This is a genomic window from Chryseobacterium sp. RU33C (assembly GCF_900156015.1).
In the GTDB taxonomy this organism is placed as follows: domain Bacteria; phylum Bacteroidota; class Bacteroidia; order Flavobacteriales; family Weeksellaceae; genus Chryseobacterium; species Chryseobacterium candidae.
This window is the reverse complement of record NZ_FTMT01000024.1, coordinates 1-18,243: the sequence shown is the minus strand read 5'-3', so window position 1 is coordinate 18,243 and position 18,243 is coordinate 1. Positions and strand designations below refer to the sequence as shown.

Annotated in this window: 17 protein-coding genes and 1 pseudogene; 11 read left to right on the top strand and 7 right to left on the bottom strand. The window is 35.4% G+C overall.

Annotated features, from left to right (window positions below; all coding sequences use genetic code 11):
• Positions 1 to 19: 19 nt before the first annotated feature.
• Complete coding sequence (locus BW946_RS17930) at positions 20 to 796, top strand: DUF6602 domain-containing protein (protein ID WP_139326029.1); 777 nt, start codon at positions 20 to 22, stop codon at positions 794 to 796.
• Positions 797 to 843: 47 nt separating this feature from the next.
• Entirely contained in the window at positions 844 to 1,302 is a 459-nt protein-coding gene (locus BW946_RS17925) for a hypothetical protein (RefSeq protein ID WP_076597470.1), read from the top strand.
• A 63-nt stretch (positions 1,303 to 1,365) separates the two neighbouring features.
• On the opposite strand, the gene BW946_RS17920 is transcribed toward BW946_RS17925, so the two are convergent.
• Positions 1,366 to 2,724 (bottom strand): hypothetical protein, encoded by a 1,359-nt coding sequence (locus BW946_RS17920; protein WP_083688913.1) that lies wholly within the window; start codon positions 2,722 to 2,724, stop codon positions 1,366 to 1,368.
• A gap of 284 nt (positions 2,725 to 3,008) precedes the next feature.
• On the opposite strand from BW946_RS17920, the gene BW946_RS17915 reads away from it, so the two are divergent.
• Both BW946_RS17915 and BW946_RS17910 read left to right on the top strand, forming a co-directional pair.
• On the top strand, positions 3,009 to 3,662 hold the full coding sequence (locus tag BW946_RS17915; protein WP_076597469.1) for a hypothetical protein: 654 nt from the start codon (positions 3,009 to 3,011) through the stop codon (positions 3,660 to 3,662).
• A complete protein-coding gene (locus BW946_RS17910) occupies positions 3,646 to 4,386 on the top strand; it encodes a PIN domain-containing protein (RefSeq protein WP_076597468.1) in 741 nt (246 codons plus the stop codon). Before BW946_RS17915 ends, BW946_RS17910 begins: the two co-directional genes overlap by 17 nt.
• A gap of 72 nt (positions 4,387 to 4,458) precedes the next feature.
• On the opposite strand, the gene BW946_RS17905 is transcribed toward BW946_RS17910, so the two are convergent.
• Positions 4,459 to 4,896, bottom strand: a complete 438-nt coding sequence (locus tag BW946_RS17905) for a hypothetical protein (RefSeq protein WP_076597467.1) — start codon at positions 4,894 to 4,896, stop codon at positions 4,459 to 4,461.
• A 44-nt stretch (positions 4,897 to 4,940) separates the two neighbouring features.
• On the opposite strand from BW946_RS17905, the gene BW946_RS17900 reads away from it, so the two are divergent.
• From BW946_RS17900 to BW946_RS21490, 4 genes are all read left to right on the top strand, one after another.
• Entirely contained in the window at positions 4,941 to 5,378 is a 438-nt protein-coding gene (locus tag BW946_RS17900; RefSeq protein ID WP_076597466.1) for a hypothetical protein, read from the top strand.
• Positions 5,379 to 5,387: 9 nt separating this feature from the next.
• Complete coding sequence (locus tag BW946_RS17895) at positions 5,388 to 7,946, top strand: AAA domain-containing protein (protein WP_076597465.1); 2,559 nt, start codon at positions 5,388 to 5,390, stop codon at positions 7,944 to 7,946.
• A gap of 76 nt (positions 7,947 to 8,022) precedes the next feature.
• Positions 8,023 to 8,430: a hypothetical protein gene (locus BW946_RS17890; RefSeq protein WP_002980961.1), complete on the top strand. Its 408-nt coding sequence runs from the start codon at positions 8,023 to 8,025 to the stop codon at positions 8,428 to 8,430.
• A 158-nt stretch (positions 8,431 to 8,588) separates the two neighbouring features.
• Complete coding sequence (locus tag BW946_RS21490; RefSeq protein WP_170872098.1) at positions 8,589 to 8,729, top strand: hypothetical protein; 141 nt, start codon at positions 8,589 to 8,591, stop codon at positions 8,727 to 8,729.
• A gap of 68 nt (positions 8,730 to 8,797) precedes the next feature.
• On the opposite strand, the gene BW946_RS17885 is transcribed toward BW946_RS21490, so the two are convergent.
• The 3 genes from BW946_RS17885 to BW946_RS17875 form a co-directional block, all read right to left on the bottom strand.
• Entirely contained in the window at positions 8,798 to 10,885 is a 2,088-nt protein-coding gene (locus BW946_RS17885) for a type IA DNA topoisomerase (RefSeq protein WP_076597464.1), read from the bottom strand.
• A gap of 20 nt (positions 10,886 to 10,905) precedes the next feature.
• Positions 10,906 to 12,354, bottom strand: coding sequence for a DUF3945 domain-containing protein (locus BW946_RS17880; RefSeq protein ID WP_076597463.1), 1,449 nt, complete (start codon positions 12,352 to 12,354; stop codon positions 10,906 to 10,908).
• Between the two features lie 98 nt (positions 12,355 to 12,452).
• On the bottom strand, positions 12,453 to 12,734 hold the full coding sequence (locus tag BW946_RS17875; protein ID WP_002980966.1) for a helix-turn-helix domain-containing protein: 282 nt from the start codon (positions 12,732 to 12,734) through the stop codon (positions 12,453 to 12,455).
• A gap of 152 nt (positions 12,735 to 12,886) precedes the next feature.
• Between BW946_RS17875 and BW946_RS17870 the strand changes: the two genes are divergently transcribed.
• Positions 12,887 to 13,153, top strand: coding sequence for a hypothetical protein (locus tag BW946_RS17870; protein WP_076597462.1), 267 nt, complete (start codon positions 12,887 to 12,889; stop codon positions 13,151 to 13,153).
• Between the two features lie 23 nt (positions 13,154 to 13,176).
• On the opposite strand, the gene BW946_RS17865 is transcribed toward BW946_RS17870, so the two are convergent.
• Together BW946_RS17865 and BW946_RS17860 are read right to left on the bottom strand one after the other, a co-directional pair.
• Positions 13,177 to 13,782, bottom strand: a complete 606-nt coding sequence (locus BW946_RS17865; RefSeq protein WP_076597461.1) for an alpha-ketoglutarate-dependent dioxygenase AlkB family protein — start codon at positions 13,780 to 13,782, stop codon at positions 13,177 to 13,179.
• 124 nt (positions 13,783 to 13,906) lie between these two features.
• The gene (locus BW946_RS17860; RefSeq protein WP_076597460.1) at positions 13,907 to 14,683 is read right to left on the bottom strand and encodes an XRE family transcriptional regulator; all 777 of its coding nucleotides are present in this window, start codon (positions 14,681 to 14,683) and stop codon (positions 13,907 to 13,909) included.
• A 61-nt stretch (positions 14,684 to 14,744) separates the two neighbouring features.
• Here BW946_RS17860 and dinB point away from each other — a divergent pair, with 61 nt between their 5' ends.
• Both dinB and BW946_RS17850 read left to right on the top strand, forming a co-directional pair.
• Positions 14,745 to 15,887: a DNA polymerase IV gene (dinB, locus tag BW946_RS17855; RefSeq protein WP_076597459.1), complete on the top strand. Its 1,143-nt coding sequence runs from the start codon at positions 14,745 to 14,747 to the stop codon at positions 15,885 to 15,887.
• A gap of 7 nt (positions 15,888 to 15,894) precedes the next feature.
• Positions 15,895 to 18,147, top strand: a pseudogene (locus BW946_RS17850) (PHP domain-containing protein); the annotation flags it as partial.
• Between the last annotated feature and the right edge of the window lie 96 nt (positions 18,148 to 18,243).

The window sequence follows — 18,243 nt, the reverse complement described above, 5'->3', positions numbered from 1 at the left end:
TAACAAAGCTATAACAACTATGATCAACACTCTAGAGTATCAAAAATCCTTAAATAGAGAACTTAACATTTTTAAGGACAGAGTTCGAAATCTAATCGGGAATGCTCATTGGGGAGAGGATGGTAGATACAAAGAAGACAAATTAAGGAATATCATAAAAAGTAAGCTGCCAAACAACCTATCAGTTGGAACTGGATTTATACTGAATTCAATTTCACCAACAGATAATATACTATCTAAGCAAATTGACATTATTGTATACGATAACAATCACGGATCTTTACTAGAAGAGGGTAATTTTGTAATCGTAACTCCAAGTTCAGTGAGAGCTATAATTGAAGTTAAAACAAATATTTCTTCCAGCAGAACTGATAAAAATGGATTAAGCAAAATCGTTGAAAATTTTAATTTTATAAATCGATTTCCAACATTATGTCGTACAGATGAAAATAGAATTTTTAGGGGCTTAATTTCATTTGATTATAGAGGAAAAATAAACTCTAATATCATAGATGATTCAGTAAGGCTATCTCGAGGAATTATTAATCACTTTTCACTAGGAGGAAATATTTTTATTAGACATTGGATTGACGGTTCTGAACTAGACCCTCCTACAAATGCTGACTGTAATTCAAATTTCTATAATTTATACGAACTCGAAGAATTATCCCATTCTTACTTCATTTCTAATCTTATCCATATGACAACATCTGTAGATCTGTCGGATAGATATTTCATGGATTTTCCGATAGAGGGTTCTAAAGAAACGAAAAGAATTAGAACCGTGTGTTTATAACTATCACCTTCAACTATTAAACAAATTAAAAAAACTCATCAGAATTAATGGAATACTACATTGAACTTAAAATTGAAGATAATAACTATAGTGCAATAATTCATTTTGCAACAACTTTCCATGTCAATTCTAAAAGTGAAGCAGCACATTTTTATGCTGAATTATTATCTGCTTTTAGGAGAAGAAACGTTATGATATTTAGCTCTTCATACATTCGCCTCGATAATGATCCTATTTTGAAAGAAAGAATGTTCGAATACCACAATTTTTATTTGGGAAGAGCTACAGCTTATATCGAAATAGATCAATACTATGTTGAAAATCCAGATCAAAACAAATCATTGTACGAGAATTTAGTTGAAAAAGTTTTTGCCGGGGAAAATTCAACAGCAGAAATTGGAAAAAAATTTAAAATTCCTGTAAGGGTGGCAGATAAAAAAACAAGAACCCCAATAACGAATGATCTTTACTATTTCAATGTACAACATTTAATTCCTAAAAATTAGACAGCTAGTTTAATTTTAGCAAAATATTTCTTAGCATTAAATTGTTCTCTAAATTGAGTGTAGCTAAAGCCAGTGTGGGGTCTGATCTGTTTCAGGAAAGTCAAATAACATATCATCACTTAAATTAAAACTTTTATTTTTAAAGAAAGAAGACGTTTCCGCCCAGTTGGGACCATCCACATCGGTTAATAACTGTATAGCATGACAATAAACCGACTGAATGTTTTTTTCACCGAAATCAAATGCATCAATTACTTTTCTTATTTTTTCATAGCGAATTTTTTCAACTCGATTTCCCATCACTGTTTCATAGGCAATATGAATAATACCCTTGCTTCCATCAGGTATCTGTTTTACAGCGTTACTTAAAATCTTCTTTATGTCCTTAGCTTTGTAATTGATTGACTCATCCGATATAGATTCCCATTGAGCACTGTAAACTTCATGAACTGCACCATAAAAATCATTTAGAACAAATAATTTATCATCCGGATTTATTGAGTCAATACGAGACGGACCTGCCAGTAAAGTATAATTTCCTTGAATATCAAATTTTCCTAGTAGATCATAAATCATTTGTGGAGAATTTGGTCGACTAGGTGCATTGCTAAGTTTTCTGTTAAATTCATCAATATCTAAGGGATATGCTCTAAAGTCAATTTGATGATTTGATAAAATTGATCCATCATTTATCTTATTACTTTTAACATACGCTGTAAATGCTCTACCAAGCAAAAATTCATCAGTTTCTGCAAGAGGAACTTTGAAAATTACATCCGCATGTGAGGGTATTTTCTGAATTCTCATTGCATTAAATAAATGTTTCGAACGCCTTTGCCACTCAAGCCTTTCCTCTTCAGCATATCCTGTTGTCTTACCAAACCTTTTGCATTCTACAAAAAAAATCTCTGTTCCTTTTGAAACCTTCAAGTCAGGCATCTTCTGGTCCTTTCTCTCCTCTAAAAAAATAACTTTATAGCCCTTCTTTGCATAAAATAGTGCTATTGTCAATTCAAATAATGTTGAATCAGGCATATTCTGTTTCTCATTTAAAATTGTAGAGATTTTTTCATTAATTCCCTCTATTTTCTTCAAGAGTTCAATTCCACCCCCAATTACTGCAAAAAATGGATAAATTCGTGATGATTGACTAGGGTCATCGCAACCTTGCCTCAAAAAAATACTTTCAACCAGATACATATACCAAGAAATCCAATCAGAATAAATTGCTATCGGCGAAAATTTTTTGGCAAAATCACCATGTTGAATATCTTCTTCTGTTAAAGTCACCTGTTTTAAACCTTGAAAATAATCTGCAACTGTCATTCTTCTCCTTGACCACTCCTCTTCTCCCATTTCACTTATAAACCAGTCTAAGCATTTCTTTGCCGGAATCAACCAATCTTCCCAATCTAATTTCATATATCTTATAATTAATTTCTGGAATAAATAATAATGATACTTAATACAATAGCTACATATTTTAGATAAAAAACTATCATTTGGTAAAAAATATGATTTAAAAAGATTGTAATTTACCGTATTTATACGGATTTTACATTATTAGAATATTACTATTTTTGAAAATACATTTAAAACAAAATAATTGTACTAAGACTAATAAAATCAATGTACAGATGGAGATTCTGTTGTAAACATATTTTAAAAACCTACAACATTAATTTTAGCTGATAAAAATTAAAAAAATGAAGACATTTAAGGAACTTATAATATCTACTGATGACAGTAGCACTCTGAAGAATATTTTAGAAGAAATAATTTCAAAACTACCGGCCGACTGGAAGTTTAGACAAGATTTAGTAAGGGATTATGCTAGTAATATTAGTAAGCCAGAAAATGAAATTGGGTGCTTTGAGTCTCCAGTTATAAATGGAAACAAGGCACTAGTATGGTTTGTTTTATGGCAAAATGAATTAAAAATTGTCAATATTGTTCCCATAGTTTTGGGATCATTAACACACGATGAATATAATGATATTTTGGATCGTTTTAACAACGAATGTATTGCTGATCTTTTAGATGGTAAGAATGTTATTGTGAAAAAAACTGGTGGCATATATGATCTAAAAGAGATAGTTGGAGATTCAGCATATGATGCTTTAATAAACTGGGAAAAAAATTGTAATCATGCTACAGGCAATATCAACAGCTTCGATTTTGATAGGTGGGCGTCTTTTGTTTCATTATCATTCAATGATAAGTCAAAACTTACTCCTGATCTGCTTGAAAGGTGGCTAATGGAAGAGAAAGGCTGGAATGACAATGATTTAGTTACCAAAATTGTTTTAGATTATGAGTATGCACTATCTATATTAGAATTTTATGTCAAAAATCATTGACTCATTAATATTAAGCAAGAGTGAGGTAATCGATTATTTAGATTTGGAGAAAAAACCAGTAATATTTTGGGATACTTGCGCATTACTTGATATTATAAGACTGCCTCTACCCGAACGAAATCATACCATTGATGCTTTAGAACAAATTATCGAGATAAAAAATAAAATTGTTTCCAAAGATGTTATCAGTTTATCTTCAGAATTGTGTATTACTGAATTTAATGATCACATTGATTCTTGGATACAAAAGTTAAACACTGAGAGTAAAGCGATCTCAAAGAGATTTAATAATTTCATAGGATTTATAAATAAATCTAATATTGGAATAGCACCAATAGCAGATATTGATATATCTACATATGGATTGGAGGATTTGTTATGTCAAATAATTTTCGCGATAACAAAAGAGACTATATTCGTAGGTCAAGATAGTTCATTTGCTAGTTTTGCACATTTTAGAACTACTAACAAAATACCTCCCGCAAAAAAGAAAGGCGAATATAAAGACTGCTATATATGGGGTACATGCTTAGAAATTAGAAAAATGTGCTCAGATAGATCATATTCTTATAATTTTTTATCTAGTAATACTTCGGATTATGCAAAGGCAGATAAAACCTCATTTGTGACGGAGATTGATAATGAATCTACTATTAATAGAATAACATATTTTCCTAACTTCAAAATAGCTTATGGTTTACTTAGAAGAGATGGGATTATTTAAAAGCTCAGGATAATTTGAACTATTATCCTGGCTTTTTAAATTAGTTACATTAACTTGAAATTTAGTTAAAAATCAGTTACGACTTAACCTTCTGTTTTTCAATTTTCTCCAGATACTATTTGCAATATTTATTTCATGATCAGTGAGGTTATAGCTATCCCTTAAAATTATTTGGTTAGTAAATTCTAAAATTTGTTCAATATTTTGCCCCGCCCTCATCATATTGTCTATATTTTGAAGTAAATTTTCGTTTTGGACACTATATGGTAATAGTATATTTTCTGCTTCATTAGGCATTAATTCAAGAACACCACCTCCATGGCTTCTACCACTGACCTCTGCAAAAGCAAAACTTAAAGAATTGTAATAACTTGCGACTAAGGCATTAATAGAAATTCCCTCTTTAACAGAAACTCTATGCATAGTATCCGTCGTATAGGCATTTGCTTCGTTCACAATTAATTTTGGATAATGATTATTTCTTCTAATAAATAAAGCGCTAGATAACAAAAGAAATAGAGGGCAAACCCGAACTTGACAGGCAAATCATGAGAATGAACTATCAGTTAATTCAGAAATTCTTAGAATCAACCAATGTTCAAAAAACTAAAGAAAAAGCTAGGCTACTAGAATATCTACGATTCCAGTCAGAACTAAATCCTAATCGTTTAGTCTCAACAACTGAACTGCTTATTTATCTCAATAATTTTTTTCCTAATATCAAAAGTGAAAGAGTCAGAATATTAATCAGAGACCTAAGATATGAAGGACTATTTATTGTAAGCCATTCTGGTAAACCTGGTTATAAACTTGCAACAAAGTATTCAGATGTTTCTGAACATTTTAACCATTTTCTAAAATACGTTGTACCAATGCTCCAAAAGGTAAAAATATTGAACGAAACCCTTTCTAAGAACTCATTTAACGATATAAACCCTATAGAGAAAGACCCCAATATGCAGAAACTTAAAGAATTAATATCAGGAATTTAATCCGCTATTATGCAAAAATCTACCATACATAAACTAAAAGAACAAGCGATATATATTGATGATAAGAACAGAACTGATGAGATAGATTCTTATTATTTTGAGGGTAATAAGTGTGTGGTGGTGTATAAAAACAGTGGGAAGGCCTATTCTTATCCCCAACATAGAATTAAGATGTTGAGATCTGCTATTCAGAGTGAGAGAGCAGGAAATATTTTTTCTTATCTAAAGGCGATTGCAGAAAGTGTTGGTTTGAAGACAGAGGAAGGCAATAACATTCTTGCCAATAGCTATGGGAGTATTCGTTTTATTCCTGAGACTTCAATTCTTTACAATTATCTTAATGGGAAAGAACCCGAAAAGAATTACTACACCTCTCCTATTGAAATCTTTCCTTTTGGATTTAATCTGAGCCAAAGAACAGGAGTTGATAATGCATTTTCAAGTCCGCTAAGTGTTATAGAAGGTCCTCCCGGAACAGGTAAAACCCAGACTATTCTAAATATTATTGCCAATGCAGTGATGAATAATCAGAGTGTGGCTGTTGTTTCAAGCAATAATTCGGCGACAAGAAATGTTTTTGAGAAACTGGAGAGCAATGGAGTTTCTTTTATAGCGGCATTATTGGGAAGCAGTCAGAATAAAAAAGAATTTATCGATGCTCAGACTGAAATACCGGATCTATCAGATTTTAGATTAGAGGAAGAACAGGAAGAATCTCTTATGCAGTCTACTCCCCTTCTTTTCGCTGAACTTGCTGAAAAGTTGGAACTAAAGAATGAATTGGCTTTGCTTACGCTGGAAATCGATAAGATCAGAACAGAACATCAGCATTTTACGGAAGATGTCGCTTTAGCAAGCGAAATCCGTTTTAAAAAGAATATCAGTTCAGATCAGCTGCTTTCTTTATGGGTTACCTTGGAAGACTATGAGAAAACAGGCAAGAAATTTTACTGGTGGCGTAAACTGATATTTCCTTTTCTGTATGGGGTAAGAGATAAGATTTTTTATACCTTATCGTATGAAGAAATGATCAGGATTGTTCAGTCAAAATACTATGAAGTAAAAATTTCAGAACTTGACTTAAGAAAGCAGGAACTGCAAAATACGTTACAGCATTTTTCCTTTCATGATAAAATGAAAGAATATACAAAAGGATCGATACAGCTGTTTAAAAACAAGCTCTACCAAAAATATAAAGGAGAAAAACGTTCAGAATATACGGAATGGGATCTTCGTTTTAAATCAGAAGAATTTATTAAAGATTATCCTGTTATTATGAGTACAACCTACTCATTGAGAAGAAGCCTTGCTGAAAACGTAGTCTACGATTATGTGATTGTTGATGAATCTTCACAGGTGGATCTTGCAACGGGTGTACTCGCATTATCCTGCGCGAAGCAGGCTGTCATTGTAGGAGATTTAAAACAGCTTCCCAATGTAGTGGATTCTGCAACAGCAGAAAATACGGATCAGATCTTTAAGAACTATGATATTCCGGAATCTTATCGGTATTCCAATCATAGTCTCCTTTCTTCTATAATAGAAGTATTTCCAGAAGTACCGAAAACATTGTTAAAGGAACATTATCGCTGTCATCCTAAAATCATTGATTTTTGTAACCGTAAGTTTTATAATGATCAGTTAATCATACTTTCGGAGGGACAGACGGAAAGAGAACCTTTATTAGTATATAAAACAACTAAAGGCAACCATGCCCGGCAGAGAGAGAATCAGCGGCAGATTGATGTGATTGTTCAGGAAATCATTCCACAGCAAAAGCTGGAAGGCATGAATCTCGGAATTGTAACCCCATACCGTAATCAGACCATCGCACTGCAAAGAACATTTCAGGGAACAGATGTCAAAGCCGACACGGTAGATAAATTTCAGGGAAGAGAAAATGATGTGATCATTCTTTCTACAGTAGATAATGAAATCTCTGAATTCACCGACAACCCGAACCGACTGAATGTAGCCATTTCCAGAGCCAAAGATCAACTGATTTTATTGGTGAACGGAAATGAAAGTGACAACGACACCAACATCTCAGATCTGATCCGTTATATTGATTACAATAATTTTAGCACGATCAATAGTGAAGTACATTCTATTTTTGATTACCTGTACAAAGGATATGAAGAAAAAAGAAGAGCCCTTTTATCAGATCAAAAAAAGAAATCTGTTTTCGACAGTGAGAATCTAATGTATGCGTTAATTAAGGAAGTTTTGTCCGACGATCAATTTTCAAAGTATGGCGTCATTCTACACCATCCATTGAGAAATTTACTGTTAGATTTTTCCAAATTAAATACTGAAGAAGAAAAATATGCTAGACATCATGCCACACATCTTGATTTTCTGATTTATAACAAGTTGGGGAAAAATTCTGTATTGGCTATTGAAGTTGATGGTTATGAATATCATAAAACGGAAAGCCGACAAGCTGAAAGAGATCATATGAAGAATGAGATTTTGGAGAAGTATGGAATTCCGTTGGTAAGGTTTTCGACGACGGGAAGTGGGGAGAAAGAGAGGTTAATTTCGGCTTTAACAAAACTAAAATTGTAAGATTCAGAAGACTACGGAAAACCGTAATTAGTTCCTTTAAAGTTAATTTAGATTTGCAGATATAAAATTAACTACAATGAAAAAATCATTACTTTATCTTGTATTACTTCTCTCCGTTATTTCATGTACCAACTATTACACTGTTAGACTACAGGAAGACACGCCTCTTTACTACAGCAGTGACAGCAGCAAATCAGTTACCACTATTCCTAAAGATACGGAAGTTTTCTTGTCTTCAAAAGCTGGTAAGAAAAATTACAGCAAACTTAAATGGGGAAATTATTACGGGTGGGCCTATAAGCCCAGCTACACAGCTTATAGTGACTATTCTAAAACCTCATCGTATTCTTCTCCATCAGTAAGATCATCCTCTAGTTACAGTTCTCAATCAAATTCAGGCGGATCAGTACATGTTAAAGGTTATACGCGAAAAGATGGAACTTATGTTAGACCACATACAAGAAGCGCTCCTAGAAGGAGGTAATTGCAATCAAAATTGATTGTCTAAAAATACTTATCCATCTTTTCAGAAACCAGCGGTTACGGCTTTCCGTAATGAAAATGGTGACCAAAAATTTACTTTTGATCTGGTATTAATCTGTTTTGATATCAAAATAATTATTAATTAATCTTTATTGTACTATGAATACAATCGAAGCAATCAAGCCAGGCCCCAAGCCTAAAAAACCAGATGGAGAACCTGACAGAAGAAGAAGGGTAACCCCTCCCAATCAACCTAAGCATCCAAAGCTAAAACCTCACGAGCGCGAAAAAGGGGATTAGACTTGGATAAAATGTAAAATGTAGAAGCAGCTTATTGGCTGCTTCTTTACATTATTATTTTCTTTAAATTAATTCTTGTTTATAAATTCAAATGATGTACTGAAATCATCCTTCAGTAATAGGTAAGCATCAAACTTTTTACCGTTTTTACTCTTCATATTTTTGATTAATGATGTTTTGTTTTGAGTTAACAGTAAAGTAAGATCTTTACTACTGAGTTGTACTCCGCATATAGTTCTGAAGAGAATCCAGTTGCACTGCTCATCGGGACATTTTATGATTTTATCTTTGATAATAAGATCGTGTTGTTGGCATTTTGGGCATTTGAGTTGGGGAATATTTTCTTGGGGAATATGAAGTGATAAGAGTTCGTTGGTGATTTCAGTTGTATAGTGTTGGATGTCGTTCATGAATTGGTCTTTATTGAGTTCACCTTTTTCAATTCTATCCAGTGCTATTTCCCATTCTGCGGTCATTTGGACATTGGCTATTTTTTTGTCTTTGACAAGGTTGTAAACCTGTAAGCCTTTATCGGTGGGATGTACGATTTTGCTTTTCCTGGTAATATAGTTTCTGCTGAGCAGCGTTTCTATAATGGATGCCCTGGTGGCCGGAGTTCCAATGCCGATATTAGATAGCGCTTTCTGTTCTTCTTTATTTTCAATAGATCTGCCTGCGTTTTCCATCGCGGATAAAAGGTCAGCTTCTGTATAAAGTTTGGGTGGTTGTGTGGTTTTTTCCAGCAATTCAGTTTTTGAAATCTTAAGTTCATCTCCTGCTTTGAATTCCGGAAGTTCAGTAAGGACTTCATCTTTATTATTAGAATTTTCATTGTCAGAAAGAATGCCTTTAATGGCTCGCCAGCCTTTGTTGAGTATTTTTGATCCCTTGATCTGGAATTCGTAATGATGGACTTTTATCTGGATCTGGGTGACTTGCTTTGTACAGGTGTGGGATAGCGATTCCAACAAGCGGTAAGCAATCATCTCGTAAATGGCTTTTTCCGTAGCGCTAAGTGCAGAAGGTGTTTTAGTGGTTATGAGTAATCCGTGATGGTCGGTAACTTTTAGATCATTAACGATACGCTTGTTGAAGTTTCCGAATTTTAAATGGGTTATGGCGGCTTTGAAGGGTTCGGTCTGATTCAGTATTCTGACCAGCTCAGGTATATCAGTCCATACATCTTCAGGAATATACTTGCTGCCGGTTCTGGGATAAGTGATGAACTGTTTCTCATAGAGGCTTTGGGCTGTTTGTAAAACCTCATCAGCAGAAAGCCCCAGTTTCCTGTTGGCTTCTTTCTGTAATTCTGTGAGGTCGAAAAGTAATGGAGATTGTTCCTGTACTGTTTTAACAGATACATCTTCTATAATAGCTCTACCCTCCCGCTCTATAATCTTTTGAATTTGTTCTGCCTGCTTTTTTTCTTCCCATTGTAATAGCGAAAGACTGGTGAAGTCTGTATATTCTTTTCTGTGGCTCAGCTGAATCTGAAAGTATTTTTGCTTGGTGAAGTTTTGATGCTGAAGAAACCGTTGACAGATTAAAGCCAGGGTTGGCGTCTGCACTCTGCCTAATGAATAAACATCTTGGTTCCCTGCGATGGTTAATGCCTGAGTAGCATTGATTCCTACCAGCCAGTCCGCTTCACTTCTGGCTTTAGCAGCTTGATACAAACCGTCAAAGGCATCGCCTGGCTGAAGGCTTTTAAAACCGTACTGTATTGCTTTTTCTGTCAGGGAACTGATCCAGAGTCTTTCAAAAGGTTTGTTGCATTGTAGGTAATGATAGATATAACGGAAGATCAGCTCTCCTTCCCTTCCTGCATCTGTGGCGACAATAATACTGCTGCATTGCTTGATGACTTGTTGTATGGTGTTGAGTTGTTTTAAAGCGGAAGGATCAGGCTCATAGCCTTTTGCTTTCTTTAGTTTTTTAGGAGTTAGAATAAAAGGGTTGGGAAAGATAGGCAAAGAGGCTTTGTTAAAGCCTCTTATACCATAATCTTCTGGCATTCCTAACGATATCAAATGTCCCAATGCCCAAGTGACACAGTATCCGTTACCGGATAGATAACCATCTTTCTTTTCATGGGCTCCTAATAATTGTGCGATTTCTCTTGCGACACTCGGTTTTTCTGCGATGATTGCTTTCATATGATGGATTTAGATGTTTATTATAGTTTGGGTCCTCTTGGTTTTCTAACCTTTTTTTGCTGGTCTTCCTGCTGTTGACTGGCAGGCTGCTGCTGTTTGGATTCTAAAGGCTCCTTCACATTTTTAGTAGCTTCATTGGTTTTACCCAGGGTGTTAACCGCAGTTTGGATTTTATGATCTTCTGTAGGTTTTGCCTCTTCTTTGAGCTTATTAGGGTGATTGAAGGAGAAATCGGTTTTGGAAGTCTCTTTGTTGAAGGTAATATAACCTTGATAGGCTTTACCTTTAGCATCGGTAAGACCGTCAACGTACACGGTTTGCCCAGCTTTGAATTTTTCATACTGTGAATCATCCAGTTCTTTTCCCCTGAATACTTTGGGTGCTTCTTGATCCGTAGATTGAGTTTGCTGTTGATTGTGTTGTTGTCTTTGTTGTTGATTCTGATTATTATTGAACAGAAATTCCACATAGCGCTTATCCGCATTGAACTGTACGGTGGCATTGAACAATTCTCCTTTTTTGGAAGTCATCCCTTCAAGATACAATGGTCCTCCTTCCAGTAAGGTTTGCTTCTGATGTTCATCAAGCCTAATTCCTTTGATTTCATCAGGGATTTTCATGTACTCCGCTCTGTAAGCAACCAATTCATTGGTTAAACGGTCACGGCTGATCACTGATGGAATGATTTCATCAGTTTTAGGATTGACAAGATCTACTATCCTGCCCATATTCCCGGTTTCTTTCAGGTTCTTTTTGTCTTCATCCGTGAACTGGTGACCTAAGAATGTATTATTGAGGTTGGGTTCCTTTCGGATACCATGCAGGTGAACGGCAACCTGTCCTGTATCTCCTGTCTGAAGGGATAACCGGACATCCATCTTACTGACCGCCGTTCCCAGATTAATAGTGATGGGAATTAGTGTATTGGTTTTAAAACCTCTGAGTAATGCATCCATCGCATTCATTTTTTCAAGCTTTTCCTGATTAAGTCCGAATTTCTCCATCGTTTTCCAGTCGATCTGTTCCGGCTGAAAACGATATTCCTGATTGTCTGTGTTGTTGTCCATTGTATTTTGATTTTTAGGATTGTTGTTGTGTTGAGGTAAAACTTCATAGTCTTTCAGCTTTTCTTTTTCTTCGGGGGATGCTTGATCTACATATTTTTGCAGATCCTGGGCGGTATTAACTGCATCGTATTCTGAAACTTTGAAAAAGTTGAAATGCGTTGGATTTTTAAGCTGCCGGTAAAAATTAGAAAAGAAGTTGGAGAAAATATCTCCATGTTTATCTACCCTGATCAGCGGATCGTTATCCTTTTTTTCTTGTGGAGGAACCTTTTGAAGATTTCCTTCTTTATCTATACCTTTGACCATCTCAACCTGATTGGTATGAATGTTCAGGACAAGGAGTGTGTCTGTTGCCGGTTTGAGTTCACTAGGTTCCTGATGGTTTATCAATTCATTTTCCATTGTATTTCATTTAATGGAACCAAAATATAGGCTCAATTAAGAGTATTCTAAAGGTTGGAATGGTGATGAATAATTTGGCTGTTGATGTCTTATTACCATCAAGAGTTTAAACATTCTCTGATCAGTTGATGGACATCAGAAAGCTTATAGTACAGCTTTCCGCTGATGGTATAGTAAGGCAGCTTTTTATCAGTCCTATACCGCTGTAATGATCGGGAACTTATTTTTAAAAGCTGCAAAACATCCTGGTTATCCAGAAGCTGTTCCCCGTCTACTTCTATAAATCTGGACTGGTTCTTAAGCATTTGCTCTTTCAGTAGGTCAAATCTTTCCATGATTCTCTCCATCCAGGCTATAAATTCTGTTCTTTCGATATTCATAACTGTGATTTTTATGATTATTGGTGATGTAAAATTGGACAACAGAAATCATATAAAATCACTAGTTTTTCGTAGTAATGAAAAGAATTTTGCTTTAAGTGATAAATATTTACTTAAAAAATATCGATATTTACAATAAAATATGAAAGACTATGGGCTTAACTGAAAAGCTTTTTGGAAATGGTGCTGAAAGATTTTCAGACTGTGTTGAAATTAAAATAGCAGAACTTAAGGAAAAACATAAGGATTTTCTTTCTGAAGAAAAAATCGATCTTTCAACAGCGTATATGATTACTTTCGGACAGTCTGGAAGCGGTAGAGTTGGATTTAACAGGATACAAGACATCTCACTTGAGATTGATTCGGAAATTGATCGAATTTTACATGAATGTGCCGAAGAGCATTTACAAAAACTATAGCACATTCCAAGTACAGTTGATTTTTAAGACTTTATTAATCTAAAAGTCATATTAATTCGTTCTTTCATTCGTATGGTTGATTTCGCAATGCGATGTTCCCAGTGTTCCTGAAGATCGCCTTTCATGATAAGGAGTGATCCGTTAGGCAATGGCAGACTATATTTACTCCGATGGTGGTCTTTTTTCCTGAAATCAAAGTTTCTGGTTTGTCCAAGGCTTATTGATGCAATGACAGGTCGTTTTCCATATCGGCTTTCTTTATCCCGATGCCAGGCAACGGAATCATTATGATCACGGTATAGATTTAACAGAACCCCATTGAATTGGCAGCCAAATTCCTTTTCAATTCTTTGTTTTAATGAAAACAATTCAGGAGTCCATGGATGGGTTGGTTTTTTATCTGCTTCAGAATCATTATATTTTGAATCTCCATACCAAGCAGTCAATCGTGGAGTAAGCACCATCTTATCGTACATTTTCTGGGTACGCTGTTCCCAGGGAGCAGTATCCAATAATTTGTTTTTAAGCAGGTTGGCTTCTTCCCTGCTCAGGAAATTTTCTTTGTATTCCAAAAGATCTTTTGGAAACTCATAGAATTCTTCTATATCAAATAAACTCAGCTGGTTCATTGTAGTTTGTATTTAAAACATTTAACTATGTCTCATTCCCTTTCTACGGAATAATTTTTCATCAATTGTGTTTTTATTTCCCTCCGGGGAAGTTTTTTAATTATGCTATAGACTCAAAATAAATTCAATTCTTATCTCCCATTTTTTCTTTGATCTGTTTAATATCCGTTTTAATTTCTGTGATAAAGTTTTGAATATGGTGTTCTGCAAATTCATCAGGCTCATATTCTTTGGTAGTAATGCTACAGGCAAATTCCCAGATCTCTTTAATTTCAGGCAATGGAATTTTATAAGGCTCATAAAATTGATTGTCAGCCTTCACCCATATACCATCTGCTTCATGAAACTGAAACCTTTTGTAACTGATACCATCATTGGTGGTAATGAAAACATAAGTTCTGTCCGTTTTCAAATCCGAAAGATTTTCTACATATTTTCCGACGATATAGGTTCCGTTCTTATAGGGGGGCATTGAATCTCCGTCAGCAGGAAATGCTCTGAACTTACCCCCTTTTAAAAAAGGTAATGATATGGTCTCCAGACTTTCTATGTATTCCGGATCTCCATAACCATTCAGGTAGCCCATAGAAGCTTTTTGGGGGATTATCTCAATCTGATTGTTTCCATCCTGATCAACCTTTATAGGCAGAACAATCCTGTTCTCAGGAAGCTCCATGAGTTCATCGATAGAAAATTTTCTGACATCTACAGTTAATAGTAGGTCAATGCTGATGTTATAGAATTTTGAAATTCTAAGCAATATTTCAATAGGAGGTTCCGTTCTGCCATATTCATAGGCGACATATCTGGATCGGGTAAGAAATAATAGATCTGCCAGTTCTTGCTGAGTCATATTTTTCTTTCCTCTCAAAAACACGATGTTATCAGAGAATTTTGACATTGTTACAATTTTAGACAACAAAAATACAAAATTTGTTTCAAAACGTGACTAATTTTACCACATGGAAAGAGCAATTGTACATATGGATCTGGATACGTTCTTTGTTTCCTGTGAAAGGCTGAAAAACTCTGAACTCGAGAATAAGCCTGTGATCATCGGAGGTGGAGATCGTGGTGTTGTGGCGTCATGCTCTTACGAAACCCGTTTTTTCGGAGTAAGGAGTGCCATGCCGATCAAAATGGCTTTGCGGCTATGTCCCGAAGCAAAAGTCATTAAGGGAGATATGGAAATGTATTCCAATATGTCCCATATGGTAACGGAGATTATTCAGGAAAAAGTACCTGTTCTTGAAAAAGCAAGTATTGATGAATTTTATTTGGATCTTTCCGGAATGGATCAGTTTTTCGGATGTTACAAATGGACGCATGAAATAGCGGAAAGCGTGCAGAAAAATACAGGTTTACCGATAAGTTTTGCTCTATCCACCAATAAGACCGTATCCAAAATCGCAACCGGAGAATCAAAGCCAACCGGAAGATTGGAAGTGAAACAACCTGACATTCAGCCGTTTTTAAACCCGCTTTCGGTAAAGAAGATTCCTATGGTCGGAGATGTAACCTTTCAACTGCTCTCAAGACTGGGGATCAGAACGATACAAACGCTTTCAGAAATGCCTGTCGATGTGCTTGGGCAGCTGATTGGTAAAAACGGAAATGAACTTTGGAAAAAAGCACACGGAATTGATGAAACCCCTGTCGTTCCCTACTCTGAACGAAAATCCATTTCTACAGAAGATACTTTTGCTCAGGATACTATAGATATTCAGGGGATTCAAAGTATACTTTCAGGAATGGTTGAAAAACTCTGTTATCAGCTCCGGGCAGAGAAATGGCTGGTATCGGTAGTAGTGGTAAAACTCCGGTATGCCAATTTTGATACGGAAACCAAACAATGCAGAATTCCTTACACCTCAGCTGACCATACCCTGCTCAGGTATGTTTTAGAACTTTTTAAAAAAGTATATACCAGACGTATGAGAATCAGGTTAGTTGGAGTAAAGTTTACCGGACTGGTTCACGGATGCCATCAAATGGATCTCTTTGAAGATACGGAAGAGTTGATCTCCTTGTATCAGACAATGGATAAAATCAAGAACAGGTTTGGAACTTCAAGTGTAGGAAGAGCCTCAGGTTTATTAAAATAAGTATAAGATGTTTCTGAATTGTCATTCTTATCATAGTCTTCGGTATGGAACCATTTCTATTAAAGAACTGGTTAAGCAGGCTGTACATTTTAATATTAAAACCTTAGCTCTTACAGATATCAATACCATTACCGGGATCTATGATTTTTATAAACTTTGTCAGGATCATAATATCAAACCGATCGTCGGAGTGGAAATACGGGTTCAGGATGAACTGTATTATATCTGCCTGTCCAGAAATCAGAGAAGTATCGGAGAGATCAACAGGCTTTTAACTGCGTTTAATTGTGAAGGTATAGAAATTCCTAAAGCAAATCCTGATTTTACAGATACTTTTGTTATTTACCCACTGGAGAATATTCCGGAACAATTAGCAGATCATGAATTTATAGGTATCAGAAAGGACCAGCTCAACCTTTTAATTCAACCTGAATTGAAACCGTTCATCCATAAAATGGTCATCCTGCATCCCGTTACCTTTACAACTCCTGAAGAATATGAACTTCATAAAATAGTAAGGGCTATTGATCACAATACATTGATCAGTAAACTTACAGAAGCTGATTACTGTAAAGACAACGAAATGTTTACTGATAAAAAAGAACTTCTCGCTCAATTTTACCATGAGTCACAGATTATTGAAAACACAAAATATATGGTCAATAGCTGCCATTTTGATTTTGATTTTTCAACACCTAAAAACAAAAAGCATTTCACTGACAGCAGGGAAAATGATTTTGAGCTTTTAAAGAAGTTAGCGTATGAGGGACTTTCAAAAAGGTATTCCGATGATAACCTACAGGCAAAAGCAAGAGTGGATAAAGAATTGGGGGTTATTGACCAGCTTAATTTCTGTGCTTATTTTCTCATCACCTGGGATATTATACAATACAGCAACAGGATGGGATTTATGCACGTAGGAAGAGGCAGCGGTGCCAATTCCATTGTCAGTTACTGCATCGGAATTACTGATATATGTCCTCTGGAACTTGATCTGTATTTTGAACGTTTTTTAAACCTCAACCGTAAAACACCTCCGGATTTTGACATAGACTGGAGCTGGCAGACCAGGGATATTATCCTTGAATATATTTTTGAGAAATATGGTAAAGACCATGTTGCCTTCTGTGGAACCAATGTTGAATTTAAATACCGTTCTATTTTCCGGGAAGTAGGAAAAGTATTTGGTCTTCCGAAAGAGGAATTCGATACACTGGCAACAAAACCCATCCAAGAACATGATATTAATTCGGTATCCAGACAGGTTTATTACTACGGAAAGCTTTTAGAAAAGTTTCCTAACCAGAGAAGTATGCACTCCTGTGGGATTCTGATCTCAGAAGAACCTATCACTAATTATTCTGCACTCGAAATGCCTTCTAAAGGTTTTCCGATCGTACAGTTCGATATGTACACTGCTGAAGAGATTGGCCTTGAAAAATTTGATATTCTCTCACAAAGAGGGTTAGGAACTATAGATGACACTGTAAAGCTGATTAACGAAAAAAGAGGAATTGATATTGATATCCAGGACACTTCTCTCTCAAAAGACGAAGCCCGATGCAATAAATTCTTAAGTTCCGGAAAAACGATTAGCTGTTTTTATATTGAATCTCCTGCCATGAGAGGATTACTCCGAAGACTGAAATGCGACAACTATAAAGTACTGGTAGCTGCCTCTTCCATTATTAGACCCGGCGTGGCTCAAAGCGGAATGATGCGGGAATATATTTTCAGACATAACCATCCTACAAAATTTGAGTACTTCCATGAGGTTTTTGAAAAAGAACTGGGAGAAACTTATGGCATTATGGTATATCAGGAAGATGTTATTAAAATTGTCCTGCATTTTGGTGGGTTATCCGCTCCTGATGGAGATGTTCTCAGAAGAGCCATGAGTGGCAAAGGGCGATCTTTATCGGCATTACAGAAGGTAAAGGATAATTTCTTTGAATCCTGTAAAAAGCTGGGACATCCCGAACAGTTATCCATGGAAGTATACCGGCAAATCGAATCTTTTGCAGTATACTCATTCTGTAAAGCACATTCTGCCTCCTATGCTGTGGAAAGTTATCAGAGTTTATACCTCAAGGTCTATTATCCTATCGAATTTATGGTCTCCGCTATCAATAACGGCGGCGGGTTTTACAGAACTGAAGTCTATATTAATGAAGCCAGAATGTCGGGAGCTGCTATCCATAATCCCTGTGTCAATTTAAGTGAATATCAGACAACGGTTTATGGTTCGGATGTTTATTTAACGTGAGTTCGATATAACTATTGAAATAAATACAGTTGTTTAGTATCTACAAAATTGTTTTTAAGCGAAGGTTTTTTGTCCATGAAATTATATGCT

Excerpts from the sequence above, each read along its gene's own strand:
- BW946_RS17910 (WP_076597468.1), top strand. The coding sequence starts at position 3,646 with ATGTCAAAAATCATTGACTCATTAATATTAAGCAAGAGTGAGGTAATC.
- BW946_RS17875 (WP_002980966.1), bottom strand. The coding sequence starts at position 12,734 with ATGAATATCGAAAGAACAGAATTTATAGCCTGGATGGAGAGAATCATG.
- BW946_RS21490 (WP_170872098.1), top strand. The coding sequence starts at position 8,589 with ATGAATACAATCGAAGCAATCAAGCCAGGCCCCAAGCCTAAAAAACCA.
- BW946_RS17860 (WP_076597460.1), bottom strand. The coding sequence starts at position 14,683 with ATGTCAAAATTCTCTGATAACATCGTGTTTTTGAGAGGAAAGAAAAAT.
- BW946_RS17915 (WP_076597469.1), top strand. The coding sequence starts at position 3,009 with ATGAAGACATTTAAGGAACTTATAATATCTACTGATGACAGTAGCACT.
- BW946_RS17890 (WP_002980961.1), top strand. The coding sequence starts at position 8,023 with ATGAAAAAATCATTACTTTATCTTGTATTACTTCTCTCCGTTATTTCA.
- BW946_RS17885 (WP_076597464.1), bottom strand. The coding sequence starts at position 10,885 with ATGAAAGCAATCATCGCAGAAAAACCGAGTGTCGCAAGAGAAATCGCA.
- BW946_RS17900 (WP_076597466.1), top strand. The coding sequence starts at position 4,941 with ATGAACTATCAGTTAATTCAGAAATTCTTAGAATCAACCAATGTTCAA.
- BW946_RS17865 (WP_076597461.1), bottom strand. The coding sequence starts at position 13,782 with ATGAACCAGCTGAGTTTATTTGATATAGAAGAATTCTATGAGTTTCCA.
- BW946_RS17930 (WP_139326029.1), top strand. The coding sequence starts at position 20 with ATGATCAACACTCTAGAGTATCAAAAATCCTTAAATAGAGAACTTAAC.
- BW946_RS17895 (WP_076597465.1), top strand. The coding sequence starts at position 5,388 with ATGCAAAAATCTACCATACATAAACTAAAAGAACAAGCGATATATATT.
- BW946_RS17920 (WP_083688913.1), bottom strand. The coding sequence starts at position 2,724 with ATGAAATTAGATTGGGAAGATTGGTTGATTCCGGCAAAGAAATGCTTA.
- BW946_RS17870 (WP_076597462.1), top strand. The coding sequence starts at position 12,887 with ATGGGCTTAACTGAAAAGCTTTTTGGAAATGGTGCTGAAAGATTTTCA.
- BW946_RS17925 (WP_076597470.1), top strand. The coding sequence starts at position 844 with ATGGAATACTACATTGAACTTAAAATTGAAGATAATAACTATAGTGCA.
- dinB (WP_076597459.1), top strand. The coding sequence starts at position 14,745 with ATGGAAAGAGCAATTGTACATATGGATCTGGATACGTTCTTTGTTTCC.
- BW946_RS17880 (WP_076597463.1), bottom strand. The coding sequence starts at position 12,354 with ATGGAAAATGAATTGATAAACCATCAGGAACCTAGTGAACTCAAACCG.